The organism is Cellulosimicrobium composti (assembly GCF_010287905.1).
Taxonomy (GTDB): Bacteria; Actinomycetota; Actinomycetes; order Actinomycetales; family Cellulomonadaceae; genus Cellulosimicrobium; species Cellulosimicrobium composti.
Genome location: NZ_JAAFAN010000009.1, coordinates 75,576 through 101,622, shown reverse-complemented (window position 1 = coordinate 101,622; position 26,047 = coordinate 75,576). Strand labels below are relative to the sequence as shown.

At 75.0% G+C, this 26,047-nt stretch carries 23 protein-coding genes; 8 read left to right on the top strand and 15 right to left on the bottom strand.

The features are described from left to right. Positions 1 to 120 precede the first annotated feature (120 nt). From GYH36_RS04545 to GYH36_RS04495, 11 genes are all read right to left on the bottom strand, one after another. Positions 121 to 2,616, bottom strand: coding sequence for an alpha/beta hydrolase-fold protein (locus tag GYH36_RS04545; protein WP_162289221.1), 2,496 nt, complete (start codon positions 2,614 to 2,616; stop codon positions 121 to 123). Positions 2,617 to 2,736: 120 nt separating this feature from the next. Beyond that, a complete protein-coding gene (locus GYH36_RS04540; protein ID WP_162289220.1) occupies positions 2,737 to 3,615 on the bottom strand; it encodes an HpcH/HpaI aldolase/citrate lyase family protein in 879 nt (292 codons plus the stop codon). Beyond that, the gene (locus GYH36_RS04535) at positions 3,612 to 4,832 is read right to left on the bottom strand and encodes a CaiB/BaiF CoA transferase family protein (protein WP_162289219.1); all 1,221 of its coding nucleotides are present in this window, start codon (positions 4,830 to 4,832) and stop codon (positions 3,612 to 3,614) included. The genes GYH36_RS04540 and GYH36_RS04535 overlap by 4 nt, the downstream gene beginning before the upstream one ends. After that, positions 4,829 to 6,913 (bottom strand): SUMF1/EgtB/PvdO family nonheme iron enzyme, encoded by a 2,085-nt coding sequence (locus GYH36_RS04530; RefSeq protein ID WP_162289218.1) that lies wholly within the window; start codon positions 6,911 to 6,913, stop codon positions 4,829 to 4,831. The genes GYH36_RS04535 and GYH36_RS04530 overlap by 4 nt, the downstream gene beginning before the upstream one ends. A gap of 50 nt (positions 6,914 to 6,963) precedes the next feature. After that, positions 6,964 to 7,935: a ribokinase gene (locus GYH36_RS04525; protein WP_162289217.1), complete on the bottom strand. Its 972-nt coding sequence runs from the start codon at positions 7,933 to 7,935 to the stop codon at positions 6,964 to 6,966. Further along, complete coding sequence (locus GYH36_RS04520; protein WP_162289216.1) at positions 7,932 to 9,359, bottom strand: ADP-ribosylglycohydrolase family protein; 1,428 nt, start codon at positions 9,357 to 9,359, stop codon at positions 7,932 to 7,934. The genes GYH36_RS04525 and GYH36_RS04520 overlap by 4 nt, the downstream gene beginning before the upstream one ends. Beyond that, positions 9,356 to 10,594, bottom strand: a complete 1,239-nt coding sequence (locus GYH36_RS04515; RefSeq protein ID WP_312028508.1) for an ADP-ribosylglycohydrolase family protein — start codon at positions 10,592 to 10,594, stop codon at positions 9,356 to 9,358. Before GYH36_RS04515 ends, GYH36_RS04520 begins: the two co-directional genes overlap by 4 nt. 149 nt (positions 10,595 to 10,743) lie before the next feature. Further along, positions 10,744 to 12,033 carry an ABC transporter substrate-binding protein gene (locus GYH36_RS04510; protein ID WP_162289215.1) on the bottom strand — a complete coding sequence of 430 codons (1,290 nt, stop codon included), beginning with the start codon at positions 12,031 to 12,033 and terminating at the stop codon, positions 10,744 to 10,746. A 71-nt stretch (positions 12,034 to 12,104) separates the two neighbouring features. Further along, the gene (locus GYH36_RS04505; protein ID WP_162289214.1) at positions 12,105 to 12,932 is read right to left on the bottom strand and encodes a carbohydrate ABC transporter permease; all 828 of its coding nucleotides are present in this window, start codon (positions 12,930 to 12,932) and stop codon (positions 12,105 to 12,107) included. Between the two features lie 3 nt (positions 12,933 to 12,935). Then, positions 12,936 to 13,898, bottom strand: a complete 963-nt coding sequence (locus GYH36_RS04500) for a carbohydrate ABC transporter permease (protein ID WP_246209179.1) — start codon at positions 13,896 to 13,898, stop codon at positions 12,936 to 12,938. Next, positions 13,895 to 14,971: a LacI family DNA-binding transcriptional regulator gene (locus GYH36_RS04495; protein ID WP_024841401.1), complete on the bottom strand. Its 1,077-nt coding sequence runs from the start codon at positions 14,969 to 14,971 to the stop codon at positions 13,895 to 13,897. Before GYH36_RS04495 ends, GYH36_RS04500 begins: the two co-directional genes overlap by 4 nt. A gap of 285 nt (positions 14,972 to 15,256) precedes the next feature. On the opposite strand from GYH36_RS04495, the gene GYH36_RS04490 reads away from it, so the two are divergent. Beyond that, positions 15,257 to 16,243, top strand: a complete 987-nt coding sequence (locus GYH36_RS04490) for a glycoside hydrolase family 19 protein (protein ID WP_162289213.1) — start codon at positions 15,257 to 15,259, stop codon at positions 16,241 to 16,243. Positions 16,244 to 16,322: 79 nt separating this feature from the next. On the opposite strand, the gene GYH36_RS19540 is transcribed toward GYH36_RS04490, so the two are convergent. Continuing rightward, positions 16,323 to 17,045 carry a DUF305 domain-containing protein gene (locus tag GYH36_RS19540; RefSeq protein ID WP_024841399.1) on the bottom strand — a complete coding sequence of 241 codons (723 nt, stop codon included), beginning with the start codon at positions 17,043 to 17,045 and terminating at the stop codon, positions 16,323 to 16,325. A gap of 174 nt (positions 17,046 to 17,219) precedes the next feature. Here GYH36_RS19540 and GYH36_RS04480 point away from each other — a divergent pair, with 174 nt between their 5' ends. Then, a complete protein-coding gene (locus tag GYH36_RS04480; protein ID WP_024841398.1) occupies positions 17,220 to 18,962 on the top strand; it encodes a carbohydrate-binding protein in 1,743 nt (580 codons plus the stop codon). A 99-nt stretch (positions 18,963 to 19,061) separates the two neighbouring features. Here the strand turns inward: GYH36_RS04480 and GYH36_RS04475 are convergent, their stop codons facing one another. Continuing rightward, positions 19,062 to 19,649, bottom strand: a complete 588-nt coding sequence (locus GYH36_RS04475) for an NADPH-dependent FMN reductase (protein WP_034604839.1) — start codon at positions 19,647 to 19,649, stop codon at positions 19,062 to 19,064. Between the two features lie 99 nt (positions 19,650 to 19,748). Between GYH36_RS04475 and GYH36_RS04470 the strand changes: the two genes are divergently transcribed. Next, positions 19,749 to 20,279 (top strand): MarR family winged helix-turn-helix transcriptional regulator, encoded by a 531-nt coding sequence (locus GYH36_RS04470; protein WP_024841396.1) that lies wholly within the window; start codon positions 19,749 to 19,751, stop codon positions 20,277 to 20,279. After that, positions 20,276 to 20,713 carry a YchJ family protein gene (locus tag GYH36_RS04465; protein WP_231492870.1) on the top strand — a complete coding sequence of 146 codons (438 nt, stop codon included), beginning with the start codon at positions 20,276 to 20,278 and terminating at the stop codon, positions 20,711 to 20,713. The genes GYH36_RS04470 and GYH36_RS04465 overlap by 4 nt, the downstream gene beginning before the upstream one ends. Before the next feature lie 9 nt (positions 20,714 to 20,722). Here GYH36_RS04465 and GYH36_RS04460 read toward each other — a convergent pair whose 3' ends face one another. Beyond that, positions 20,723 to 21,184: a VanZ family protein gene (locus tag GYH36_RS04460; RefSeq protein ID WP_155098301.1), complete on the bottom strand. Its 462-nt coding sequence runs from the start codon at positions 21,182 to 21,184 to the stop codon at positions 20,723 to 20,725. 118 nt (positions 21,185 to 21,302) lie between these two features. On the opposite strand from GYH36_RS04460, the gene GYH36_RS04455 reads away from it, so the two are divergent. Further along, complete coding sequence (locus GYH36_RS04455; RefSeq protein ID WP_024841393.1) at positions 21,303 to 22,289, top strand: TIGR03885 family FMN-dependent LLM class oxidoreductase; 987 nt, start codon at positions 21,303 to 21,305, stop codon at positions 22,287 to 22,289. Continuing rightward, positions 22,286 to 23,989 carry an alpha-amylase family protein gene (locus GYH36_RS04450; RefSeq protein ID WP_162289212.1) on the top strand — a complete coding sequence of 568 codons (1,704 nt, stop codon included), beginning with the start codon at positions 22,286 to 22,288 and terminating at the stop codon, positions 23,987 to 23,989. The genes GYH36_RS04455 and GYH36_RS04450 overlap by 4 nt, the downstream gene beginning before the upstream one ends. Before the next feature lie 30 nt (positions 23,990 to 24,019). On the opposite strand, the gene GYH36_RS04445 is transcribed toward GYH36_RS04450, so the two are convergent. Further along, entirely contained in the window at positions 24,020 to 24,286 is a 267-nt protein-coding gene (locus tag GYH36_RS04445; protein ID WP_162289211.1) for a hypothetical protein, read from the bottom strand. A gap of 136 nt (positions 24,287 to 24,422) precedes the next feature. Between GYH36_RS04445 and GYH36_RS04440 the strand changes: the two genes are divergently transcribed. After that, the gene (locus tag GYH36_RS04440) at positions 24,423 to 25,511 is read left to right on the top strand and encodes a threonine aldolase family protein (RefSeq protein ID WP_312028507.1); all 1,089 of its coding nucleotides are present in this window, start codon (positions 24,423 to 24,425) and stop codon (positions 25,509 to 25,511) included. A gap of 18 nt (positions 25,512 to 25,529) precedes the next feature. Beyond that, on the top strand, positions 25,530 to 26,024 hold the full coding sequence (locus GYH36_RS04435; RefSeq protein WP_162289209.1) for a nucleoside deaminase: 495 nt from the start codon (positions 25,530 to 25,532) through the stop codon (positions 26,022 to 26,024). Positions 26,025 to 26,047: the final 23 nt, after the last annotated feature.

Sequence of the window (26,047 nt, the reverse complement as noted above, 5' to 3'; positions counted from 1 at the left end):
TTCGGGGGCTACCCCCGGCCCCGGCCCCTCACCGGGTGGGTGTTGTGTTTCGGGGGTTCAACCCCCGCCAACCCCGGGTTGGGGCCGCGCGCAGGGTCGTTCTCGGCGGTGCGGCCGGCGTCAGCCGCAGGCGAGCGCGTCGTACGGGACGACGGCGGTGCGACCCTCGGCGGTCGCGGTGGCCTCGCCCGCGGGCACCTCGGGCGCCCTCACCGGGAACGCCTGGTAGGCGCTCGCGCCCGGAGCGACGCCCGCGACGACGCGCGTGCCGTACGGCGTCGCGAGCTCGACGTCGACGGGCGCGTCCGCGGTGCTCGTCGCGCGGACCGCGACGTAGGCGCTGCCCGCGAGGCAGCGCGCCTCGGCGGTCACGGTCAGCGGCGGCTCGCCCGGACCGGAGGGCCCCGGCACGACGGCGTCCCACGGCACGCGCGCGACGAACACGTCCGCGGCGCCCGCGTTCGCCGTGCCGGCGGGCGCCCCGTAGGTCAGCCCGGTGAGCAGCGCCGCGCCCTCACGGCCGTCGGCGGCGGGCGCGGGGGCCGCGAACAGGTTCGCGTCGTCCCACTCGTCGGCGCCGTCGCGCTCGCGCGACCCGGTCTGCGTCGGCTCGCCCGGCGTGCCGTCCGCCGCGACGGGGACCGTCACGACGTCGACCCCGCCCACGGCCGAGCCCATCGCCCCGTACGTCGTCCCGACGACGAGCACGGCGTCGTCCGCGCCGAGCACGCCCGTGACGCCGCGGTCGTCGGTCGACGTGCCGACCTGCGTCGTCCACAGGACCTCTCCCGCGGGGTCGACCGCGCGCACGACGACGTCGTTGTCCCCGAGGGCGCCGCCCTCGCCGAGCGCGCCGCGCGTGTGCCCGACGGCGACGACCGACCCGTCCGACCGGACGACGAGGCCGCTGACCTGGTCGTTCTCGCCCGTCGCGACGGCGCGCAGCCACTCCTGCTCACCGTCCGCGTCGTACCGCGCGACCCAGCCGTCGTTCGCGCCCAGGTGCTCGGCCCCGGGCATCCCGCCGCCGGACACCCCGCCCACGTACACCGCGCCGTCGGGCGAGGCCGCGACGGCGAGCGCCTTGTCCTCGCCAGGCCCGCCCACCTGGCGCAGCCACAGCAGCTCGCCCGCCGCGGAGACCCGCCCGACCAGCGCGTCCTTGTCCCCGGCGCTCGGCGCATCGCCCACGGCAACGCTCGTGTACCCGGCGACGTAGGCGCCGCCCGCGCCGTCGGGCGCGACGGCGTAGAAGCGGTCGGCCGCGCCGGGGTCGCCGGTCTGCAGCGTCCAGGCGCGCTCGCCGGTGGCGGTGACGGCCGCGACGAACCCGTCGTCGCGCGTCGTGCCCGCGTGGGCGCCGTCGAGGTCGCCCTTCGTGTACCCGGCGACGAGCACGCCGCCGTCGGCGCCCGGCACGACGCCGTACGCGCGGTCGTCCGCGGCCGTCGCGACCGCGTGCCGCCAGACCTCGGCACCGTCGGCGTCGCGCCGCACGACGACCGTGTCGAGCCCGCCCGCGGGCTCGTACCCGTCCCACGCACCGGCGAGGTTCAGCGCGACGGCGGTCCCGCCGTCGGGCAGGGCCGCGATCCCGCCCGCGCGGTCGTCGCCCGCGGAGCCGAGGAGCTCGGCGTCCCACGGCGCGGCGGGCGTGGTGCGCAGGCGCGCCGAGACGTCGACGACCCCCTCGCGGAACGCGGGCCGCCAGACGTCCCAGTCGTGGCCGCCGTCGAGCACGCGCAGCTCGGCCGTCACGCCCGGGACGCGGCGCGCCTGGTTGTAGAGGCGCGCGGACTCGAAGTCGATGTCGTGCGTGGCCTCGGCGGGGTCGGGGTTGGCCCACTCGTCGTCGCCGACGGCGACGAACAGGTGCACCGGGAGCGCCGGGTCGAGCGCCGCGAGCGCCGTCGGGTACGAGAGCTCGGTGTACCGGTCGGCGTCGAACGGCGCGGTCCCGACGCCGTAGCCGCCGTGGTCGCGGGCCGAGGAGTCGGCCGGGGGCTGCGGCACGTAGACGGCGGGGCTCAGCACGATGCCCGCGGAGAACGTGTCCTGGTGGGCGAGCGTGAACCGCAGCGCGCCCGCGCCGCCCATGGAGTAGCCGCCGACGGCGCGCGCCTCGCGGTCCTCGACCGTGCGGTACGTCGCGTCGACGTGCTCGACGAGGTCGCGCGTGAACGCCGTCTCGACGGCCGTGCCGGCCCCGGCGCCCGTCGCGTCCCCGGTGTACAGGGAGTCCGTGTACCAGGAGCCGCGGTCGTTCCACGGCGCGTCGGGCATGACGACGACCATCGGCTGGATGTCGCCCGACCCGATGAGCTCGTCGAGGTCGCCCGTGACCTGCTGCCACGCGGCCTGCGTGTCGCCGCGACCGTGCAGCAGGTAGAGCGTCGGGTACTCCTGCTCGGCGTCGTCGTAGCCGGGCGGCAGGTAGACCGTGTAGTCGATCGGTCCGGCCGCGGAGTCCGCGACCCGTCCCGCCTCGACCGTGCCCTGCTCCGCGGCGGTCGCGGGCAGCGCGAGCGCGGCCCCGCCGATCGTCGCGCTCACCGCGAGCGCCGTGAGCGCCGCCGTCGTGCAGGGCCGCCGGTGCGGCCGTCGTGCTGCGTCCATCGTGTCTCCTCGTCGAGATCGGGTGGTCGGTCTCCCGCCGAGCACGGGGTTGACGTCGTTCTCGGGCGGATGACGACAGCAACCCCGTGCTCGACGCGGAGCAGAGTCGTGTTCGGCGGGTCACACCGCCGGGCGGCGCGCGGCGAGCGCGAGCACGGTGCGCGCGCGCTCGACCATCGCGGCGTCGAGGAACGTGCCGTCGTCGAGCGCCACGACGCCCGTGCCCGACGCCGCGGCGTCGCCGACGCGCTCGACGACCTCGCGCGCGCGGGCCTCCTCGTCCGGGGTCGGGAGGAACGCGTCGCGGATCGTGTCGAGCTGTCCCGGGTGGATCGCGGTGCGGCCGCAGAAGCCGAGCGCGCGACCGGCGCGGCACGACGCCGCGAGCCCGTCGAGGTCGCGCACGTGCGTGAACGCGGACATCGCGGGCGAGGGCAGCCCCGCCGCCCGGGCCGCGACGACGACCCGGCTGCGTGCCCACGCGAGCCCGGCCTCGTCGTCGACCCGCAGGTCGGAGCGCAGGTCGGCCTCGCCGAGCGCGAGCGACGCGACCTGCGGCGACGCCGACGCGAGCTCGAACGCGCGCTCGACGCCGAGCGCCGACTCGACGAGCAGGTGCAGCGCCCGCCCGGGGAGCGCGGCGGCGAGCGCGCGCACGTCGTCGGCCGACTCGACCTTCGGCACGCGCGCACCGACCGCGAGCGGCAGGCCCGCGAGCGCCGCGACGTCGTCGGCGTGCCACGGCGTCGCGGGGTGGTTGACCCGCACCTGGACCCCGCGGGCGGCGGCCGCGTCGTCGAGCAGCCCGACGACGTATCCCCGCGCCTCGTCCTTGCGCGCCGGCGCGACGGCGTCCTCGAGGTCCACGAGCACGACGTCGGCCGCCGACCCGAGCGCCTTCGCCACCCGGTCCGGCCGGTCCGCGGGCACGTACAGCAGCGTCAGCGGGGGTGCCCCGGGCGGGGAGGTGAGCGCGCCGCCCGGACCCGACGCGCTCATACCGCCCCCTCCGCGCGCAGCTCCGCGACGCGCTCGGGCGTGAACCCGAGCTCGCCGAGCACGGCGTCGGTGTCGGCGCCGTGGGGGCGGCCGGTGAAGCGGATGACGCCGTCGTTGTCGGAGAGCCGGAACAGCGGGCCCTGCATGAGCATCGGCCCGAGGTCGGGGTCCTCGATCTCGTGGATCGTGCCGAGCGCGCGGAACTGCGGGTCGTCGACGATGTCGTGCGCGTCGTAGATCGGCGCGACGGCGGCCTGCGCCTCCTCGAACGCGGCGACGACCTCGTCCCGCGTGCGCTGCGCGATCCAGCCGCCGACGGCCTCGTCGAGCAGGTCGGCGTGCTGCGCGCGCTCGACGCCGCTGGCGAACCACGACTCCTCGAGGATCTCGGGGCGCCCGACCAGGCGCATGACGCGCTCGGCGATGGACTGCGCCGACGTCGACACCGCGACCCACTGCCCGTCGCGCGTGCGGTAGGTGTTGCGCGGCGCGTTGTTCGCGGAGCGGTTGCCGGTGCGCGGCTGCACGGTGCGGAGCTGGTCCCAGCGCGTGATCTGCGGCCCGAGCATCGCGAGGATGGGCTCGACGATCGCCGTGTCGACGACCTGCCCGTGCCCGGTGCGCTCGCGCGTGGACAGCGCGACCATGACGGCGAACGCGGTCGCGAGCGACGCGACGCCGTCGGCGAGCCCGAACGGCGGGAGGGTCGGCGGGCCGTCGGGCTCGCCGGTCATCGCGGCGAACCCGCTCATCGCCTCGGCGAGCGTGCCGAACCCGGGGCGCGTGCGGTAGGGCCCGACCTGCCCGAACCCGCTGACGCGCGCGAGCACGAGCCGCGGGTTGCGCGCGGACAGCTCGTCGTAGCCGAGGCCCCAGCGCTCGAGCGTGCCGGGCCGGAAGTTCTCGATGACGACGTCGGCGTCGGCGACGAGCGCGAGGAACACCTCCCGGCCGCCGTCGCTGCCGAGGTTCGCGGTGACGGTGCGCTTGTTGCGACCGAGCGTCTTCCACCACAGGTTGACGCCGTCCTTCGCGGCGCCGTGCGTGCGCGACGGGTCGGGCCTCGTGGGGTGCTCGACCTTGACGACGTCGGCGCCCAGGTCGCCGAGGTGCATCGCGGCCATGGGGCCGGCGAACAGCGTCGACGCGTCGATCACGCGCAGGCCGGCGAGCGCGCCGGCGGCGGGGTCGCGCGAGACGCGGGGTGCGTCGGTCATGCCGTCACCTCCTCCGTGAGCAGGTCCCACGCGCAGCGGAACCCGACGGTCGCGCCGCGGGCGAGCCCCAGGCCGGGCACGAGGAGCTTGACCGCGTAGTCGGGGGCGTGTCGTCCGCCCTCGACGTACCAGTCGGAGCCCTCGGCGCGGTGGTCGCTGCCGCCCTTGAGCATGACGAACCGCGTGCGACCGTCGGAGTGCTCGGACGCCGTCCAGCTCCACACGGCGGGCTCGCCGCGCGTCCAGCCGGGCCGCTCGGCGGCGAGCTGCCACTCGTCCTCGGTGGGCAGGCGCCCGCCGCGCCACGCGCAGTACGCGCGCGCGTCGTCGAGGTCGACGAACGTCACGGGCTCGTCCTCGGTGCCGGGTGCGGGACGCCCGTCGGCCCAGTGAGCGAGGAAGCGGTGCGCGACGGCGGGCGCGTACCCGGTCGCGGCGACGAACTCCGCGAACTGCGCGTTCGTCACGTCGGCCCCGACCGCGACCGGCGCGGCGAGCTCGCCGTCGCGCTGGAGGGTCCGCGCGTCGTGCAGGCGCGGCGGGAGCGGCTTCCACTCGTCCACGTACGGCGCGCCCTGGTACATCCCGGTCTCGCGCGCGCGGTACCGGACGGTCAGCACGTACGGCCCGGCGGGCACGACGACGGCCCCCGGCTCGGGCGCGCCCGTCGCCCCGGTGGCGTCCCGCCCGACGGCGGCGCCCGGCCCGGGCGCGCCCGTCCCCCTGGTCGGCGCGGGGGTGGGGGCGGACGCGTCGAGGCGGCGCGCGAGCCGGTGCGGGAACCGCGCGTCGGGATCGTGGGGCGCGGTCTCGTCGAGCGAGGCGACCACGTCGTGCAGGTGCGCCAGCCACGCGGGCTCCTCCGCGTCGTCGGCCACGTGCAGCGCCGCGGCGATCCCCCGGCCAGGCACGCGCACGTCCGCGCCGACAGAGCCGGCCGCGCCTGCTGCACCGCCCGCGCCGCCCGGGAGGAGCGGGCCCGCGTAGTCGGCGTCGCCCCGGTTGACGAGCGTCCACAGGGTCACGCCGTCGAGCTCCCAGCGCGATGCGTACACCCCCGCGGCCTCGGCCTCGGGCGCGAGCTCGGCGAGCGGCGTCCACGCGCCGTCGAGCAGCAGCGGCCGGGCCGCGCGCTGGACGGTGACGAGGCGCTTCACGGTCGCGGCGTCGCGCGGCGACCAGCCGACCCACACGCCGAACACGACCTCCCACACCATGACGCCCACGCCGTTGAGCCACGCGGACTGGAGCTCCTCGGAGTGGTCGCGGTGCCAGCGGCGCACGTGGTGCTGCATGTGCCGGCGCTCGTACCAGTGCGCGCGCAGCACGCCGGGCACGGGCGAGTCGGCGAAGAACTGCGCCCACGACGACGAGTGGTCCTCGATGCGCTCGACCGGGAGCTTCGACTCGCCCTCCAGGACGACGCCCGGGCGCGCGGCCTCGAGCCGCGCGACGAGCTCCGGCTCGGCCTTCTTCAGGGTGTCGAGGAAGACGCCGTCGGCGCCGAGGTCGCGCACGAGCGCGGCGAGCTCGGTGAGGTCGTCGTCGCCGCGGCGCGTGCCGACGTCCCACGGGTTGTAGTCGACGAACACGTGCAGGCCCGCGTCGTGGAAGGTCCGCACGAGGTCGACGATCCCCGGGACGTCGCGGTAGAAGTCCCACTGGTTGCGGTCGTCGATCCCGATGACGGGGTACGCGTGCCACAGCACGACGGCGTCGAGGCCGCCGAACCGCTCGCGCGCGTCCGCGAGGAACCGCTCGGGCGTGAACCGGTGCTCGGCGAACGAGTACAGCAGCTCGTCCCAGAGCCAGACCTGCGCGACCGTCGAGCAGCCCGCGGCCCACGCCGCGTCCGGGCGGTCGTACGCGGCGCCCGTGTACCCGTGGCGGCGGCGCGCGTCGTCGCGCCACGCGGCGAGGCGCTCGCGCCAGGCCGGACGGTCGGCGGGGTCGGCCGGCCCGACGAAGATCTTCGCCTCGTCGAGCGCGAGGGACTGCTCGGGCGTGAGCGGCCCGTCGAGCGCGACGTCGGTCGGCCGGTCGATGGGCCGCGGGACGAGCGGGTCGAACGTGTAGGTCATGGTGCCTTTCCCTCGGCGGGCCGGGGCCCGCGCTCGGTCGTGCGGGTTGGTCAGGCCTGGGGCGCCGGGTGCGCGGTCCGCTGTGCGAGCGCGACGACGTCGGCCGCGTCGGGCACCGCGTCCTGCGCCCCGGGCCGGGTCACCGCGAGCGCGCCCGCGGCGGCGGCGAGGCGCGCGGCGTCGGGTAGGTCCGCGCCGCGCGCGAGCGCCGCGGCGAGGACGCCGCAGAACGTGTCGCCCGCGCCGGTCGTGTCGACGGCCTCGACCGGGGTCGCGGGGACGGTCGTGAGCAGCGGGCCGTCGGCACGACGCTCCGCCACGAGGCCGCCCTCTCGTCCGAGCGTCACGACGACGGCCGGCACGCGCTCCAGCAGCAGCGCCGCGAGCGTGCTCGGGTCGGCGTCACCCGTCGCGCCGGCCAGGTCCGCCGCCTCGTGCTCGTTGACGACGAGCACGTCGATCGCGTCCCAGACGTCGCGCGGCAGGTCGCGCGACGGCGCCGCGTTGAGCACCAGGAGCGCTGCGGGACGGCGCGCGGCCGCGGCCGCGCGGACGACGTCGAGCGGGATCTCGAGCTGGGCGAGCACGACGTCCGCAGCCGCGATCCGCGCGGCCTGCGCCGCGCCGACGCGCACGTGCGAGTTGGCCCCGGGTGCGACGACGATCGCGTTCTCGCCGTCGGGCGAGACGGTGATGAGCGCGGTCCCGGTCGGGACGTCGACGCGCTCGACGAGGTCGGTCCGCACGCCCGCGCCGTCGAGCGACGCGAGCAGGAGGTCGGCGGCGTCGTCGTGCCCGAGGGCGCCGACGAACGTCGTCCCGGCACCGCCCGCGCGCGCCGCGCCGACGGCCTGGTTCGCGCCCTTGCCGCCGGGGTTGCGGCGCAGGTCGCCGCCGAGGATCGTCTCGCCGCCGCCGGGGTGCCGGGGCACGTCGACGACGAGGTCGACGTTCGCGGACCCCACGACGACGACCTGGCCCGTGCGCGGCACCGTGCCGCCCTGCGTCCCGTCCGTGCTCATGCGCGCGCCTCCGCTCCCTGCACCGTTCCCTGCGCCGCGTCCCCGGCACCGATCGCGAGCGCGACCGTCCGCGCCGCGAGGTCCACGATCCTCTGCTCGCCGCCGGGCAGCGAGGTCGCGATGTGGCCGTCGAGCGGGCGCGTCCACCGCTGGCCGATGCCCTCGACGCCCTGCAGCGCACCCACCACGCCGCCGACCGTCGCCCCCGCGGAGTCGGTGTCCCAGCCCGCGGTGACGGCGATCGCGACGCTCGCGCCGAAGTCGCCGCGCCCGTCCGGCCCGCGACCCGCGGTGAGCGCGTACGCGATCACCGCGGCGTTGTTGAGCACGTGCACCCAGTGCAGGTCGCCGTACGCGGCGTGGATCGTGTCGAGCCCGGCGCGCACGCCCGCCTCCGACGCGTCGCCGTCGCGGCCCGCGTCCCGCCCGAGCCGGATCGCGGCCGCCAGGCGGCTGCCCGGCGGCACGACGGCGTCCGCGGCGTCGAGCACCTCGTCCACCGTCTCGCAGACCGTCGCGGCCGACGCGAGCGCGGCCGCCCACATCGCGCCGTACACGCCGTTGCGCGTGTGGCTCAGCCGCGCGTCCATCCACGCGAGCCGTGCCGCCTCACGCACGTCGCCGGGCGAGACCCAGCCGAGCACGTCCGTGCGGATGAGCGCGCCGATCCACTCCCGGAACGGGTTGTGGTGCGTCGCGGTCTCGGGTACCGGCCGCGCATCCAGCACGTTGCGGTACGCGGCGCGCTCGGCCGTGAACACGCGGCCCGCGGGCAGCGCGTCGAGCCAGAGCTGCGCGACGTCGTCCGTCGTGAAGCCGCGCCCGTGCTTCTCCAGCAGGGCGAGCGCGAGGATCGGGTAGTTGAGGTCGTCGTCCTCGGGCATCCCGTCGATGTTCTCCTCGAGCGACGTCGGGGCGCTGCGCTTGTTCCACGGCCAGCGCGCGGCGACGTCGTCGGGCAGCCCGACGGCGGTGAACCAGCGGTCGAGCGGCCACCGGCCCGTCGCGCGCAGGATCTCCTCGATGCCCGCGCGCGGGATCTTCTCCACGGGCTTGCCGAGCAGGCAGCCCGCCGCGCGGCCCGTCCACGCGCCGAGCACGCGGTCGCCGTACGCGGGACCGGCCGTGGGCAGTGCGGGCGCGGCCGGGAGCGTCGCGAGGATCGCGTCCCAGTCGTCGGGCTCGTGCGGCGCGGGCGCGGCGGGCAGCGCGTCGAGCTCGACGAGCAGGTCGCGCGCGAGCGCGCGCAGCGCCGGGGTCGCGGGAACCGGGCCGGCGCCGCTCACCGCGGCGACGGGGTCGCCCCCCGCGGCGGCCCACCGCTCGCGCACGTCCGCGAGCGCCGCCGCGTCCTTGCCCTCGGCCGCCGCCTGGACGAGCTCGTGCGCGAGCAGGTCCTCGGGCTGGGCCCACGTGAGCCTCACGCCGGGTCCCCCGCCCGCGCGGCCCGCGCCGCGCCGTCGGGCGTCGAGGCCCCGTCGACCGCGGCCTCGTCGACCGTGGCCGAGCCGAGCTCGGCGAGCCCGCGCAGGCGGGCCGTCGCGCGCTCGCGGTCGGCGCGCAGGATGTCGGCCGCGGCGGACGCCATGAGGCGCCCGGTCTCGCGGATGTCCATGCGGCTCGCCTCCTCGATCGCGTCGAGCCACTCGTCCGGCACGACGGCCGTCCCCCCGAGCCCGGCGCACACCGCGCCGGCCATGACGGCGATGGAGTCGGCGTCGCGGCCGTAGTTCACGGCGCCGAGGACCGCGCCGCGGAAGTCGCCGCGGTGCCCGAGCACGAACCCGAGCGCGGCGGGCAGCTCCTCGATCGACTTGGTGCGCGACGGGCGGCGCGCGTCCATCGACATCTGCCGGTACGCGGGCCCGACGGAGTCGAACGGCGCGACCGTGTCGCGGATCAGCCGCGCGAGGGCGCGCTCCTCCTCGTCCGTGGTGGGCGCCGTCGTCCAGCCGTCGAACGCCTCGACGACGGCGCGCAGCGCGGCCGCGGTGCCGTCGTGGGCGACGTCGAGCGCGGCGTGCACGACGTCGTCGACCGTCGCCCCGGGTGCGACCGACGCGGCGACCATGGCCGCGAACACGCCCGCGGCCTCGCGGCCGTAGCTCGACTGGTGCGCGCCGGTGAGGTCGATCGCCTCGGCGTACGCGCCGCGCGGGTCGCCGGCGTTCGCGAGGCCCACCGGCGCGACGTACATCGCGGCGCCGCAGTTCACGACGTTCCCGACGCCGGCCTCGCGCGGGTCGACGTGCCCGTAGTGCAGGCGCGCGACGATCCACTTCTCGGCGAGGAACACGCGCTGCAGCAGGAGCGCGGTCGACTCGAGCTCGGGGATCCAGCGCGGCTCGCCGATCATGAGCGGCACGAGGTCCTCGGCCATCGCGTACGCGTCGAGGTGGTCGCGGCGCTTCGCGTACACCTCGACGAGCGCGCGCGTCATGAGGGTGTCGTCCGTGACGTGCCCGTCACCCTTGTGGTAGGGCGCGATCGGACGCGCCTCCTGCCAGTTCGGGTACCAGGGCCCCACGATCCCGGTGACGCGCCCGCCGTGGCGCTCCTCGATCTGCTCGGGGGTCCAGCCCTCGGTGGCGCCCCCCAGCGCGTCCCCCACCGCCGCTCCGGTGATCACGGCCACCGCTCGGTCGTCCAGCCAGGTCACGGTCCACTCCCTGTCGATCTCTCTCGGCGCTCTCGCGCCCGGTGCGACCCGTGCGGGTCGCGCTTCGGGGCCGGGGCGGTCGCGTGCGCGGCCGCCCCGGCCGCTGCTGCTCGGCGCTCGCCGCGGTGTCGCGGCGGGCGCCCGAGCCGCTACTTCGTGATCTCGTCCCAGCCCGCCTCGAGCTCGCTCGCGAGCTGGTCGGCGTCGATCTCCTGGGCGAGGAACTTCTGGTACGCGGGCGTCGCGACGGTGTCCTTCCACTGCGCGTACGCGTCGACGAACAGGTACGGCGCCGACGTGAGGTACTGCCCGGACGAGAGGATCGTCGACCAGCCGTTCTCGTCGCCGAGGGAGGAGGCCATGGCCTCCTGCGCCGACGTCGTCGCCGGGATGAGCGCGTCCGCCTCGTTGAGCGCGGCGAGGTTGTCGGTGTCCGTGAAGAAGTCGATGAACTCCGCGGCCTCCTCGACGTGCTCGGAGTCGATGTTCACCGAGAGCGTCTGCGGGTTGGCGGCCTGCTCGGCGCCGTCGGGGCCCTCGAGCGGCGGCAGCACGACCCAGTCGAAGCCCTCGGGCGCGTCGTTCGCGATGTTCGCCGCCTGGTAGGAGCCCTGGATCGTCATGGCGACCTGGCCCGCGTAGAACGACGCGAGCGTCTCGGAGCCGGACTGCGTGAGCGTCACGGGGAGCACGGTGTTGTCGGTGTGCGCCATCGTGTCGACGAGCTCGGGCAGGGCCATCTCGCCCTCGCCGATGGTGATGCTCGCGTCGGCGCCCGTGCCCTCGAAGTACTCGCCGCCGAAGCCGGGGGCCATCGCCATGAACGCGGCCGTCGGGCTCGCGAGGCCCCAGCCGAGGCCGTACGCGCCGTCCTTCGTCGTGGCCTGCGCGATCTCGCGCAGCTCGTCCCACGTCATGGTCTCGCCCGTGGGGATCTCCACGCCGGCGTCCTCGAGCATCGTCCGGTTGGCGAACACCATGTAGGACTGGAGCTCGGTCGGGTACGCGATGACCTGGTCGTCGACCGTCACGGAGTCGAGGATGCCCTCGGGGATGTCGGCGCGCTTCTCGTCCGACATGTACTCGGACAGGTCCGCGAGGTAGCCGTCCACGGCGAACGGCACGATGCTCGCCGCCTCGTAGTGGATGATGTCCGGCGCGGCGCCGCCGTTGAACTGCGTGATGAGCTTGTCGTAGATCCCGTCCCAGCCCGCGGGCACGATCTCGACCTGGACGTCGGGGTTCGCCTCGTTCCAGTCGGCGACGATCTTCTCGGTCGCCTCGATCGCGGCGGGCTGGTCCGAGAGGGACTGGAACGTCAGGGTCACCGGGCCGCCGTCGGCGCCGTCGTCCCCGCTGCCGCCCCCGCTCGAGCAGGAGGCGACGAGCAGGGTCGTGATCGTGAGGCATGCGGCGATGGACGCACCACGAGTCTTCATGGTTCTACCTTTCGGGTGGGGGTGGGGTCGAGAGAGCCTGGGGGCGGGACCGGGCGTGGAAGGGGTCACGGTCAGCCCTTCACCGCGCCCGAGAGCAGGCCGCCGGTGAGCTTCTTCTGCATGATCGAGAAGAAGACGATGCTGGGGATGGCCGCGAGCACGGAGCCCGCGGCGAGCGGGCCGAGCGCCACCTTGCCCTCGCCGCCGATGAACATCTTCAGCGTGATGGGCAGCGTGTAGTTCTCGGGCGACTGGAGCAGCACGAGCGCGAAGAAGAACTCGTTCCACGAGGACACGAAGCTGAACATCGCCGTCGCCACGATGCCCGGCATGAGCAGCGGGAAGACGATGGTGCGCAGGACGGTGAACCGGTTCGCGCCGTCCATCGACCCCGCCTCCTCGAGGTCGACGGGGATGGCGGCCACGTAGCCCTGCATCATCCACAGCGCGAACGGCAGCGTGTACGTGGTGTGGACGAGCGTGAGGCCGACGAGGGAGTCGGTGAGCCCGATGGTCCGCAGGATGAGGAACAGCGGCAGGATGATGAGGATCACCGGGAACACCTGGCTCACGAGGATCCAGCCGACGCCCGCGGCGCGGATCTTGCCCCGCAGCCGGGCCAGCACGTACGACGCGGGCAGCGCGATGACGATGACGAGCGCGGTCGAGACGAGCGCGACGACGGCGCTGTTCCACGCCGAGCGCACGAGACCCTGCCGTGCGAGCGCCTGGGAGTAGTTGTCCCAGTGCACGTCCTGCGGGATCAGGCTCACCGTGAGCGAGTTGAGCTCGCCCGACGACTTGAGCGACGCCGAGATCAGCCAGAGCAGCGGGAAGCCGAGGAAGACGATGTAGAAGGCCAGGGCCACGTACTGGGCCGGGCGGACGAGTGCGCGCACGGGTCAGCTCTCCTTCTCGGTGCGGAACTGCGACCGCAGGTAGATCGCGAGCAGGAGGACGACGACGATCACGAGCACCACGCCCATCGCGGCGGCGTAGCCGATGTTCCGGTTCTTGAACGCCTCGAGGTACGTGAACAGCATCGGCAGCATCGTCCGGCCGCCCGGCCCGCCCTCGGTGAGCACGTAGACCAGCGAGAACGAGTTGAAGTTCCAGATGAAGTTCAGCGACGTGATCGACGTGATGATCGGTCGCAGGCTCGGGAGCGTCACCGCGGTGAACCGCCGCCACGCGCCCGCGCCGTCCATCGCCGCCGCCTCGTGCAGCTCGCCCGGGATCTGCTGGAGCCCCGCGAGGAGCGTCACCGTGGTCTGCGGCATGCCGACCCACACCCCCACGACGATCACCGCGGGCAGCGCGGTCGAGAAGTCCGCGAGCCAGTTGATGTCGTCCGGGAGCCCGAGCGCGCCGAGGAACGCGTTGAGCGGCCCGGCGTTGGGCGAGTAGATCATCTGCCACATGATCGCCACGACGACGGGCGGCATCGCCCACGGGATGAGCGCGAGGACGCGCGTGAGCCCCTGGAGCCGCAGGCCCGAGTTGAGCAGGAGCGCGAGGCCCATCGCCGCGACGAGCTGGAGCAGCGTCACCGAGACGGCCCAGACCATGCCGATCCGGAAGGAGTCCCAGAAGAACGAGTTGTCCGCGAGGCGCACGAAGTTGTCGACGCCCACGAACTGGTAGTCCGGGTGCCGCACGAGGCGCGCGTCGGTGAACGCGAGCGCGACGCCCATGACGAGCGGCGCGACGCTGAGCACGAGGATCGGCAGCAGCGACGGCATGACGAGCGCGATCGCCTCACGCCGCTTGGCGCGGGCCATGCCGCCGGTCCGGCGCGGCGACCCGCGGTCGGGGCGGCGCGCTGCCGCGGCGTGCGGGTCGCCCGCGAGGGTCGGGGTGCTCATCGGTGCCCACCTCCCGTGCCGTCGTCCGGGGTGCCGGCCGAGACGCCGTCGCCCGCGGCGGGGTCGGTCGACTCGCGCACGACGAGCCGCGGCCCGACGGCCATGTGCCGGCCCGGCTGCGCGTCGCCGTCGACGAGGTCGACCACGAGCTGCGCCGCGGCGCGCCCTCGCTCGGTCGATCCGAGCGACACGCTCGTGAGGCTCGGCTGGAACACGCGGCCGATCTCGGTGTCGTCCATCCCGGTGACCGCGACGTCCTGCGGGACGGCCAGCCCGCGCTCGCGGACGGCCCGGACGGCGCCGATCGCGAGCAGGTCGTTCGCGGCGACGATCGCGTCCGGTCGGGCGTCGCCGTCGGCCGCGTCGAGCAGGGCGCGCGTCGCGGCGAGGCCCGCGGCCACGGTGAAGTCGGCCGCGACGACGGCGTCCGCCCGCTCGCCCGTGAACCCGTCGGTGCGCGTCGCGGCGTCGAAGCCGCGCTGGCGCGCCTCACCGGGCGTCGTGTCGAGCGGGCCGTTGAGGAACGTGAGGCGGCGACGGCCGAGGCCGAGCAGGTGCCGCACGGCCTCGCCGATGCCGCCCGCGGAGTCGGTCGAGACGGAGTCGATGCCGCGGTCCGCGAGGGTGCGGCCGATGACGACGACGGGCACGGACGCCTGCCGGATCTCCTCGACGAGCGCGTCGTCCGTGCGCAGCGGGCTGAGGATCATCGCGTCGACGAACCCGCTGGACAGGCTGCGCACGAGCTCGGCCGTGGACGTCGTCGTGTCCCCCGTGGTCATGACGACGACGCGGTAGCCGTGGGGCGCGAGGACCTCGTGGATCGCGGTCATCATCTCGACGTAGACGGGGTTGCCGATGTCCGCGACCGCGAACGCGACCTGGAAGGTCTTCTTCAGGCGCAGGGACCGCCCGATCGCGTCGGGGCTGTAGCCGAGCTCGGTCGCGGCCGCGCGCACGCGCTCGACCATCGCCGGGCTCGCGCCCGTCCCGTGCAGCGCGCGGGACGTCGAGGCCAGGGAGACCCCGGCCCGCTGTGCCACCTGGATCAGCGTGGCGCGTGATGACGTCACTGTCGTCCACCTCGTCGTCGAAGTCCTCGGTCTGGAAACGTTTCCAGATTTCCGGCGTCGTTCCGCCTGGAAACGTTTCCGGGTTGGCGCCACTCTCGCATCCGTCGCCCGGTGCGTCAACCCCGCACGCCGCGACCGACGTCGTCGGGCGCGGACCGGCCTGACGTCGCGCCTCGACCGGACCGCGCGCTCCCACGCCTACGGGGTTCCGCGTACGGGGGTTGTCCACGCGGGGGCGCCGCGCCCAGGCTCGACGCGACCCGACCCTCGACGAAAGGTGCACCGATGCACACCCGAGCTCCGGCGCCCTCCCCCGCGGCGCCCGCCGTGGCCCTGCGGCCCGCGTCCCGCCCGGCCGCCCTGCTCCTGGCCGTTCTGCTCGCGCTTGTGGGAGCGCTCTCCTGGACGGTGGCCGGTCCCGTCCGCCAGGCGCACGCCGCGACGTGCGCGCCGGCGTGGAGCGCGAGCGCCGTCTACCTCGGCGGCGCCGTCGTCTCGCACGGCGGCCAGAACTGGCAGGCCGGCTGGTGGACGCAGGGCGAGACGCCCGGCACCACCGGCGAGTGGGGCGTGTGGCGCTCCCAGGGCGCGTGCGGCGGCGGCACGACCGACCCGGGCGATCCGGGCGGGCCGGGCGACCCCGGCACCTCGACGGGCTTCGTCGTCTCCGAGGCGCAGTTCAACCAGATGTTCCCGAACCGGAACCCGTTCTACACGTACCAGGGCCTCGTCGACGCGCTGTCCGCGTACCCGGGCTTCGCGACGACGGGCGGCACCGAGGTCGCCAAGCGCGAGGCAGCCGCGTTCCTCGCGAACGTCAACCACGAGACGGGCGGCCTGGTCTACGTCAAGGAGATCAACACCGCGAACTACCCGCACTACTGCGACGCCTCCCAGCCGTACGGCTGCCCCGCGGGCCAGAGCGCGTACTACGGCAAGGGACCGGTCCAGCTGAGCTGGAACTACAACTACAAGGCGGCCGGGGACGCGCTCGGCATCGACCTGCTCAACAACCCGTACCTCGTCGAGCAGGACTCGGCGGTCGCGTGGAAGACGGGGCTGTGGTTCTGGAACACGCAGTCCGGCGCGGGCACGATGTCCGGCCACCAGGCGATCGTCTCCGGGGCGGGCTTCGGCGAGTCGATCCGCTCGATCAACGGCTCGATCGAGTGCAACGGCGGCAACCCCGCCCAGGTCCAGTCGCGCGTGACCGCGTTCCAGCACTTCGCGCAGATCCTCGGCACGACGACGGGCGCGAACCTCTACTGCTGACCGCCCGAGCGCACGGCTGTGGCCCGTCCCCGGCGGGGACGGGCCACGGCTCTGCGCCCGCCGGGAGCGGGCTCGCGCGTCAGAGCGCGTCGAGGAGGTCGCGCATGCGCTCGATCTCGCCGCCCTGCCCCGCCCCCGTCTCGGCGGCGATCTCGTTCGCGGCGAGGTCCTGGCCCTCGACGAGCACGACGTCGACCATCGCGAGCGCGCCCTCGTGGTGCTGGATCATCCCCTCGAGGAAGAGGCGGTCGAACTCCGCGCCGCGCGCCGCCTCGAGCGCGTCGAGCTGCTCGGCGGAGAGCATCCCGGCCACGCCGTCGCCGTGCTCGTGGTCCGCGCCGTCGGGCGCGCGCGGGCCCGTCCCGCCGGCGCCCTCGACGCCCTCCGGCACGGCGAGGTCGCGCGCCTGGAGCCACGACGCGAGCGCGTGGACCTCCGGCCCCTGCGCGGCGGTGACGCGCTCGGCGAACGCGCGCACGGCGTCCGACTCCGCGCGCTCGGGCGCGAGCGCCGCGATCTCGAGCGCCTGGAGGTGGTGCTCGATCATGCCCGTCACGAACGCGACGTCGGCGCGGTTCCAGGTGTCCCCCTCGGGCGACGCCTCGTAGTCCTCCGGGGCGACGGTCGTCGCGTCCTCGCCCGGTCGCCCGGGCTGCACGACGACGCTGGACGGCGTCGAGGTCGGGGCCGGGTCCGCGGTGCACGCCGCGGCGCCGAGCGAGACGGCGAGCGCGACGACGCCGCAGGTCAGGGCGCGGGCGGCGGCCCGCCGGGTTGCGTTACGACGAGGAAAACTCTGCACCCGCTCCGTTCCCTCCGTGTAAAAAGTCTCCGGAATCCGCCCGGTTTGGGTGGTACAGATCACACCTCCCGGTCAGAATTCGCAGAACACTACCAAGGAGGTGTTTCCCCCGTGCATCGAACGACGCACCGGAAGTCACACCGGCAACGACGCCGGGTCCTGCTCGCCTCGTCCGTGGCCGTCACCCTCTCCGCCGGTTCGCTCGCGCTCGCCACGGCGGCGTCCGCCGAGCCGTCCGACGGCTCTCCCGAGGCGGTGGCCGCGCTCACCGGGCAGGCCGCCGGCTCGCTCCCGGACCTCCCCGCCCAGCGCCTCGCCCCGCTCGCCCAGGCCACCGACGTCCTGGCACCCGGCGAGGTCGCGGGCAGCCCGAACCTCACCCACGTCGCCAACATCCCGAAGAACGGCGAGTTCGCCCCCGAGGGCCAGTACAGCAGCGACCTCGCGTTCCAGGGCCGCTACGCCTTCGCCGGCAACTACGGCGGGTTCACGGTGTACGACGTCGCGAACCCGACCGCCCCGCAGCAGGTCGCCCAGGTCGTCTGCCCGGGCTCGCAGAACGACATCTCCGTCTACGGGGACCTCCTGGTCCTCAGCACCGACTCGTCGCGCAGCAACGACTCGTGCGACAACGTCGCCCAGAGCGCGGCGATCAAGGAGTCGTGGGAGGGCATCAAGGTCTTCGACATCTCCGAGCCGACGTCGCCGCAGTACGTGGCGTCGGTCGAGACGCAGTGCGGCTCGCACACGCACTCGCTCGCGCCGTCGAAGGACGGCGAGGAGCTGTTCGTCTACGTGTCGTCGTACAGCCCGAACGCGGCCTTCCCCGACTGCCAGCCGCCGCACGACCTGATCTCGGTCGTGCAGATCCCGCTCGACGACCCGGCGTCGGCCGCTCTCGTCTCGACGCCCGTCCTCTTCCCGGACGGCGGCAACCCGGGCGGCAACGGGTCGAGCACGACGTCGGGCTGCCACGACATCACGACCTACCCGTCGAAGGACCTCGCGGCGGGCGCGTGCATGGGCGACGGCATCCTCATGGACATCTCCGACCGCGCGCACCCGGTGGTCACCGAGGTCGTGCGCGACACGACGAACTTCGCGTTCTGGCACTCGGCGACGTTCAACAACGCGGGCACCAAGGTCGTCTTCACCGACGAGCTCGGCGGCGGCGGCGCGCCCACGTGCAACGCGGCGACCGGGCCGGAGAAGGGCGCCGACGCGATCTACGACATCGTGGACGGCGAGCTCGTGTTCAAGAGCTACTACAAGATCGACCGCGAGCAGGCCGCGACGGAGAACTGCGTCGCGCACAACGGTTCGCTCATCCCCGTCCCGGGCCGCGACATCATGGTCCAGGCCTGGTACCAGGGCGGCATCTCCGTGTGGGACTTCACGGACTCGGCCAACCCTGTCGAGATCGCGTGGTTCGACCGCGGCCCGCTGTCCTCCGAGCGGCTGATCCTCGGCGGCTCGTGGTCGGCGTACTGGTACAACGGCGCGATCATCTCGAACGACATCCAGCAGGGTCTCGACGTCCTGCTGCTCGACGACCCGCTCACGAACGCGGCGCGGTCGGTCGTCGCGGACGAGCTCAACCCGCAGGCCCAGCCGACGTACGACGAGCCGGCGGCCTGGTCGAAGGGTGCCACCTACCAGGGCGGGGAGACCGTCACGTACGCGGGCTCCGTGTGGCGTGCGCAGTGGTGGACCCAGGGCCAGACGCCCGGTGACCCGTGGGGCCCGTGGGAGGAGATCGCGGGGGTCGACTCGAACGGCGTCGGGTCGTGGAAGCCGAGCCGCGTGTACGTCCAGGGCGACACCGTGACCCACGAGGGCACGACGTACACCGCGAGGTGGTGGACGCGGAACCAGGAGCCCGGCGACCGCTGGGGTCCGTGGGACCCGCAGGACTGACGCGCCCCCGCCCGGGACCTGCGCCCGGGTGAGGCACGGCACGACGGCGCCCGCTCACCTCCCGGTGGGCGGGCGCGGTCGTGCGCGGACTCCGCGGCGTCAGGCGGCGCTGACGGCCCTCGCCGCGCGCACGGTCGCGAGCGCGCCGCTCCACGCGACGACCTCGTCGAGGGTCGCGTCGAGGTCGCGCGCGTGCCGCTCGCGCGGCGCGAGCGTGCGGAACTCCTCGAAGTCGTCGTAGAGCGACAGCCCGACGGCGGTGCGCACGTCGGCGAGGCGCAGCTCGCCCGCGACGAGCCGCAGCTGCTCGACGGCGCGCGCGCCGCCCTGCGCGCCGTAGCCGACGAAGCCCACGGCCTTGTCGGTCCACTCGTGGTAGAGCCAGTCCATCGCGTTCTTCAGCACGGCGGGCGGCGCGTGGTTGTACTCGGGGGTCACGACGACGTAGCCGTCGTAGCCGTCGATCACGCGCGACCACTCCCACACGAGCGGGTTCTCGTACTGCTGCATCCGGGGCGGGAGCGCCTCGTCGAGGTGCGGCAGGGGGTGGTCGGCGAGGTCGACGAGCTCGAACGTCGCGTCGGTGCGCCGCGACGCGCGGTCGAGCACCCAGCGCGCGACCCCCTCGCCGTTGCGCCCGGTGCGCGTGCTCCCGACGAGGATCGCGATGCGCAGGGTCGAGGACATGGTTCCTCCAGAAAGAGTGACGTGTCACCAAAGTTGGTGATGCGTCACCCCTAGCTCGTGCTCGGTGATGTGTCACCTATCGCGGCTAGGATCGTCCCCATGACGGGCCACCCGATCCTCGACGACGCCGAGCGCGCGGCGTGGGACGCCTACGTCGCGATGCGCACAGCGCTGGACCGGGCCCTGGCCGCCGGGCTCCGGGACGACGCCGACCTCTCCGAGGCCGAGTTCGAGGCCCTGTTGGCGCTGCACTCCGCGCGCGACCGCACGCTGCGCACCGGCGAGCTCGCCGCCGCGCTGTGCTGGGAGCGCAGCCGCGTCTCGCACCTCGTGCGCCGCATGGGCGAGCGCGGCCTCGTCGAGCGCGGCGAGTGCGTCGACGACGCGCGCGGCACCTGGATCGGGCTCACCAACCCGGGCCGCCGCGCGCTCCTGCGCGCGGTCCGCGGGCACACCGCGCTCCTGCGCGAGCTGGTGTTCGAGCCCCTCGGCCCCGACGGCCTCGCCCGGCTCGAGTCGGTCTCGCGCACGATCCAGGAGTCGGTCGAGCGCTCGCGCGGGACGTCCGCGGAGGGCCGGGAGCCGGACGACGGGGCCGGCGGGCCGGGCCGCGCCCGGGAGGCGTCGTGACCGGCCCGCTGACCGACGACGCGCGCTGCCCCTGCCTGTCCGGCGACGCGTACGGCGCGTGCTGCGGCCGGTACCACGCCGGGATGCGCACCGGGGCGGACGGCGCCGCGCCCGGCCCGTGGGCGCCGACCGCCGAGGCGCTCATGCGCTCGCGCTACAGCGCCTTCGCCGTGGGTGACGCCGCCTACCTGCACGCGACGTGGCACACGTCGACCCGTCCGGCGGACCTCGACCTCGACGACGACCTCGAGTGGCGCCGGCTCGACGTGCTGCGGACCGATGCGGGCGGCCCGTTCGACGCCGCGGGCGTCGTCGAGTTCGTCGCGCACCACCGCTCACGCACCGACCGCACCGACCGCGGACGGCTCCACGAGGTGAGCCGGTTCGTGCGCGAGGGCGACCGCTGGTACTACGTCGACGGCGACGTGGGCTGAGACCGCCGGTCACGCGACGCCGGCGACCACGCGGCGGCGCGCCGACGCGGCGACGACCGCGAGCGCGACGAGCGCCGCGCCGAGGAACGCGCCCGCGGTGTTCATGACGACGTCCTGGACGGTCGGGACGCGGCCCGGCAGCAGGTGCTGCGTGAGCTCGATCGCGACCGAGAGCGCGCACCCCGCGAGGGTCACGAGCGCCGCGGTCCGCCACGGACCGGGCGCGACCCCGCGTCGTCGGGCACCCGCGCCGCGCGCGAGCGGCACGCCGAGCAGGCCGAACGGGCCGAACATGACGACGTTCGCGAGCGCCTCGAGGACGGGCAGCGTGATCGGGATCCCGAGGCCCTGCAGGAAGCCGAGCGTCGCGGTCGCCCAGCCGGGGGCGTCGGTCGACTGCGGCGACGGCCACAGGGTCACGACGAGGACCGCGGCGAGGTAGGCGGCGAACGTCCAGGTCAGCAGGCGCACCACGCCAGCGTAGGGGCCTCGCACCCGGATCCGGGAGCCGCCCCGGACCGCCCACCGACCCTCCACCGTTCCCCCTCCTCCGCGCGCGTGGTCGACGAAGCCTCGGTTCACTGGCGAGATGGTCTCCCTCGGCTTCCACGCGTCCCACGAGCAGATCCCCCCGGGCCCGCTCCTCCGCGCCGCACGGCGTGCCGAGGAGGTGGGGTTCGACGTCGCGATGTGCTCCGACCACCTCGCGCCGTGGAGCGTGCGGCAGGGCGAGTCGGGGCACTCGTGGTCGTGGCTCGGCGCGGCGCTCGCCACGACCGGCCTGCCGTTCGGCGTCGTGACGGCCCCGGGCCAGCGCTACCACCCGGCGGTCGTCGCGCAGGCGGTCGCGACGCTCGGGTCGATGTTCCCCGGCCGGTTCTGGGCCGCGCTCGGCTCGGGCGAGGCGATGAACGAGCACGTCACGGGCGACCGGTGGCCCACGAAGGCCGAGCGCGACGAGCGGCTGCGCGAGTGCGTCGGCGTGATCCGCGCGCTCCTCGCCGGCGAGGAGGTCACGCACCACGGGCACGTCACCGTGGACCGGGCCCGGGTCTGGTCGCTGCCCGACGTCGTCCCGCGCCTCGTCGGCCCGGCGGTCACCCCGGCGACGGCGCGCCGCCACGCGGACTGGGCGGACGGCCTCGTGACGGTGAACCAGCCGGTCGAGGCGCTGCGCCGCGTCGTCGGCGAGTACCGCGACGCGGGCGGGCGCGGACCGCTCGCGCTCCAGGTGCACGTCGCGTGGGGCGACGACGACGAGGCCGCGTTCGCCGTCGCGCACGACCAGTGGCGCTCCAACCTGCTGCCACCCAGCGTGAGCTGGCACCTGGAGACGCCCGAGCAGTTCGACGCCGTCGCGGACCTCGTGCGCCCGGAGGAGGTGCGCGGGACGGTCCTCGTCGAGCACGACGCGCAGCGGTTCGCCGACCGCGTCGCCGAGCTCGCGGCGTGCGGGTTCGACGAGGTGTACCTGCACCACGTGGGGCAGCAGCAGGACGCGTTCCTCGACGCCGCGGGCGAGACGCTCCTGCCGCTCCTGCGGTCGGCCACCACGACCGGCGGGGGTGCGGCATGAGGATCAGCGACACCGGCGACCTGTGGTGGAAGAACGCGGTGATCTACTGCCTCGACGTCGAGACGTTCATGGACTGGGACGACGACGGGATCGGCGACTTCGCGGGGCTCGTGCAGCGCCTCGACCACCTGGCCGACCTCGGGGTCACGTGCCTGTGGCTCATGCCGTTCTACCCGACCGCGGACCGCGACGACGGCTACGACATCACCGACTTCCTCGGCGTCGACCCGCGGCTCGGCGACGTGGGCGACCTCGTCGAGCTGATCAGGACCGCGAACGACCGCGGCATCCGCGTCATCGCGGACCTCGTCGTGAACCACACGTCGGACCGGCACCCGTGGTTCACGGCGTCGCGGTCGAGCACGGACGACCCGTACCGCGACTTCTACGTGTGGCGCGCCGACAAGCCGCCGCCGACGAAGGACGAGGTGATCTTCCCCGACCAGGAGGGCGGCATCTGGACGAAGGACGACCGCACCGGCGAGTGGTACCGGCACCGGTTCTACCGCCACATGCCGGACCTCAACACGGCGAACCCGCTGGTCCGCGACGCGATCGCGAAGTCGATGGGCTACTGGGTCCAGCTCGGCCTGTCGGGGTTCCGCGTCGACGCCGTCCCGTTCTTCCTCGGCGACGCGGCGGCGAACCCGTCGGACGAGATCGAGGACCCGCACGACTTCCTGCGCGCGCTGCGCTCGTTCCTCTCGCGCCGCACGGGCGACTCGATCCTCATGGGCGAGGTCAACCTGCCGTTCGCCGAGCAGCGCCTGTACTTCGGCGACGACGGGGAGGGCGACGGGAGCGAGTCCGGCCCGTCGAGCTCCGAGCTCACCCTCCAGTTCGACTTCAACGGCATGCAGGCGATGTACCTGTCCCTCGCGCGGCACGACGCCGGGCCCCTCGCCGCGTCGCTCGAGGCGCGGCCCCCGATCCCGCACGACGCGCAGTGGGCGACGTTCGTGCGCAACCACGACGAGCTCACGCTCGACAAGCTGTCCGAGGACGAGCGCCAGGAGGTCTTCGCCGCGTTCGGGCCCGAGGAGGACATGCAGCTCTACGGCCGCGGCCTGCGGCGCCGGCTCCCGCCGATGCTCGGTGGCGACCCGCGCCACGTGCGGATGGTGTACTCGCTGCTCTTCGCGCTCCCGGGCACCCCGGTGCTCTTCTACGGCGAGGAGATCGGCATGGGCGAGAACCTCGCAGCCGACGGCCGGCTCGCCGTGCGGACGCCGATGCAGTGGACGTCGGGGCCGAACGGCGGGTTCTCGCGCGCGCCCGCGCGCCGCCTGTCCGGGCCGGTCCCCGGGGACGGGTACGCGCCCGAGCACGTCAACGTCGCGGACCAGCGGCGCGACCCCGACTCGCTGCTGACGTTCGTGCGCCTGCTCGCGCACCGCTACCGCGAGTGCCCCGAGCTCGGGTGGGGCGACGTCGACGTGCTCGACCAGCCCGAGGCGTCGGTCCTCGCGCTGCGCAGCACGTGGCAGGAGGCGTCGATGGTCACGCTCCACAACCTCTCGCCGGACCCGGTCGTGGTCCCGCTCGCGCTCGGCGAGCTGCCCGAGGGCGCGCGCCTCGTCGACCTGCTCGACGCGGACGACGTCGAGCCGGACCCCGACGGGAAGGCCGAGGTCCGGCTCGACGGCTACGGCTACCGGTGGCTGCGCGTCACGCACCCGGGGTCGCGCCGGCTCCTGTGAGCCGCACGCGCCCGGGCCGTGCGCCGCACGTCAGTCGTCGTGGCTGGGCTCGTCCGGGCCGACCGGTCGGCCCGGCGACGAGGGCCAGTCGGGCGGCGAGTCGGGGTCGGACGGGCGCGGCTCGCCCGGCACCGGGTCCGCGTGGCTCGGGTCGTGCGGCGGCTCCGAGGGGTCCGCGGGCGGCCCCGGCGACTTGGGCGGCGCGACCGTCGGCTCGGCCGGTCGCGCCGGCTCGACCGGTCCGCCCGGGTCGGTGCGACGGTCCGGGTCGACGGGGTCGTGGGAGTTCGTGGTCATGGCTGCACCTCCGTGCTGCTCGCGACGCTGCTCGGGATTCCGTCTGCGTTCCCCTCCGACGCTAGGCACGGCTCGGCTCGCTCGCCCGCCGCGGGCACCGTCGGGCGCGTCCGGGCGCGCGTCCTACCCTGGGGCCGTGACCTCGTTCGCCTCGGACAACTACTCCCCCGCCCACCCCGACGTCCTCGCCGCGCTCGCGGCGGCGAGCGCCGGGCACGCGATCTCCTACGGCGAGGACCCGTGGACGGCCCGCCTGCAGGACGCCGTGCGGGAGCGGTTCGGCGCGGACGCGACCGCCTGGCCGGTCCTCACGGGGACGGGGGCGAACGTCGTCGCGCTCATGGCGATGCTGCCCCGGTGGGGCGGCGTCGTCGCGTCCGAGCACGCGCACCTCAACACCGACGAGAACGGCGCGCCCGAGCGGGTCGGCGGCGTCAAGGTCCTCGCGGTCCCCGCGCCCGACGGGAAGATCGGCCCCGACGCCGTCGAGCGGTTCGCGGGCGACCTCGGCGACCCGCACCGCGCCCAGCCGCTCGTCGTCTCGCTCACGCAGTCGACCGAGCTCGGCACGCTCTACACCCCCGCGGAGATCCGGGAGGTCGCCGACGCCGCGCACGCGCACGGGATGCGCGTGCACCTCGACGGGTCGCGCCTCGCGAACGCCGCCGCGGCGCTCGACGTGCCGCTGCGCGCGCTGACGTCGGACGCGGGCGTGGACGTCCTGTCGTTCGGCGGGACCAAGAACGGCCTCGCGCTCGGCGAGGCGGTCGTCGTGCTCGACCCCTCGGCCGTCGACGGCGTGGAGTTCGTGCGCAAGGCGACGATGCAGCTCGCGTCGAAGATGCGCTACGTCTCCGCGCAGCTCCTCGCGCTGTTCGAGCCCGTGGGCGACGCCGTCGCGGAGGTCGACGACGCCGCGCACCTCGACGAGCTGTGGCTGCGCAACGCGCGGCACGCCAACGCGATGGCCGCGCGGCTGCGCGCCGGTCTCGCCGACGCCCCCGGCCTCGCGCTCACCCAGCCCACGCTCGTCAACGCGGTGTTCGCGACGCTCCCGCGCGCCGCCGTCGCGCGCCTGCGCGAGCGCCACCGCTTCTACGACTGGGGGCCGGGCGAGACGCCCGAGCGCGTCGAGGTGCGCTGGATGTGCGCGTGGGACACGACGCCCGAGGACGTGGACGGGTTCGTCGCGGACGTGCACCGCACCCTCGCGGTCGGGCTCTGACCGGGCGAGGATGGCGCCATGACTCCCGTGACGCCACCCACCCCTGACGACCTCGTGCACCTGCGCCGCTGCGTCGAGCTCGCCCGTGAGGCGCTCGACGACGGCGACGAGCCGTTCGGCTCCGTCCTCGTCGACGCCGACGGGGTCGTGCGGTTCGAGGACCGCAACCGCGTGCAGGGCGGTGACGCGACCCGCCACCCCGAATTCGAGATCGCCCGCTGGGCCGCCACGCACCTCACCCCCGAGGAGCGCCGCGGCGCCGTCGTCTACACGTCGGGCGAGCACTGCGCGATGTGCAGCGCCGCGCACGCGTGGGTCGGCCTCGGCCCGATCGTCTACGCCGCGAGCACGACGCAGCTGCTCGGCTGGCTCGAGGAGTGGGGCGTGGCGCCCGGGCCCGTGCGGCCGCTCGCGATCGGCGAGGTCGCGCCCGGCGTCGTCGTGCGCGGCCCCGCGTACGAGCTCGAGGTCGAGGTCCGGGCCCTGCACGCGCGCCTGCACGGCGTCGCCTGACCGCCGCGCTGCCACCCGGGCGT

What these genes read in the sequence shown, in the direction of transcription:
- GYH36_RS04535 (WP_162289219.1), bottom strand. Translation starts at nt 4,832, where the DNA reads ATGACCGACGCACCCCGCGTCTCGCGCGACCCCGCCGCCGGCGCGCTC.
- GYH36_RS04510 (WP_162289215.1), bottom strand. Translation starts at nt 12,033, where the DNA reads ATGAAGACTCGTGGTGCGTCCATCGCCGCATGCCTCACGATCACGACC.
- GYH36_RS04545 (WP_162289221.1), bottom strand. Translation starts at nt 2,616, where the DNA reads ATGGACGCAGCACGACGGCCGCACCGGCGGCCCTGCACGACGGCGGCG.
- GYH36_RS04470 (WP_024841396.1), top strand. Translation starts at nt 19,749, where the DNA reads ATGACGGGCCACCCGATCCTCGACGACGCCGAGCGCGCGGCGTGGGAC.
- GYH36_RS04530 (WP_162289218.1), bottom strand. Translation starts at nt 6,913, where the DNA reads ATGACCTACACGTTCGACCCGCTCGTCCCGCGGCCCATCGACCGGCCG.
- GYH36_RS04455 (WP_024841393.1), top strand. Translation starts at nt 21,303, where the DNA reads ATGGTCTCCCTCGGCTTCCACGCGTCCCACGAGCAGATCCCCCCGGGC.
- GYH36_RS04450 (WP_162289212.1), top strand. Translation starts at nt 22,286, where the DNA reads ATGAGGATCAGCGACACCGGCGACCTGTGGTGGAAGAACGCGGTGATC.
- GYH36_RS04525 (WP_162289217.1), bottom strand. Translation starts at nt 7,935, where the DNA reads ATGAGCACGGACGGGACGCAGGGCGGCACGGTGCCGCGCACGGGCCAG.
- GYH36_RS04540 (WP_162289220.1), bottom strand. Translation starts at nt 3,615, where the DNA reads ATGAGCGCGTCGGGTCCGGGCGGCGCGCTCACCTCCCCGCCCGGGGCA.
- GYH36_RS04435 (WP_162289209.1), top strand. Translation starts at nt 25,530, where the DNA reads ATGACTCCCGTGACGCCACCCACCCCTGACGACCTCGTGCACCTGCGC.
- GYH36_RS04490 (WP_162289213.1), top strand. Translation starts at nt 15,257, where the DNA reads ATGCACACCCGAGCTCCGGCGCCCTCCCCCGCGGCGCCCGCCGTGGCC.
- GYH36_RS04475 (WP_034604839.1), bottom strand. Translation starts at nt 19,649, where the DNA reads ATGTCCTCGACCCTGCGCATCGCGATCCTCGTCGGGAGCACGCGCACC.
- GYH36_RS04445 (WP_162289211.1), bottom strand. Translation starts at nt 24,286, where the DNA reads ATGACCACGAACTCCCACGACCCCGTCGACCCGGACCGTCGCACCGAC.
- GYH36_RS04500 (WP_246209179.1), bottom strand. Translation starts at nt 13,898, where the DNA reads ATGAGCACCCCGACCCTCGCGGGCGACCCGCACGCCGCGGCAGCGCGC.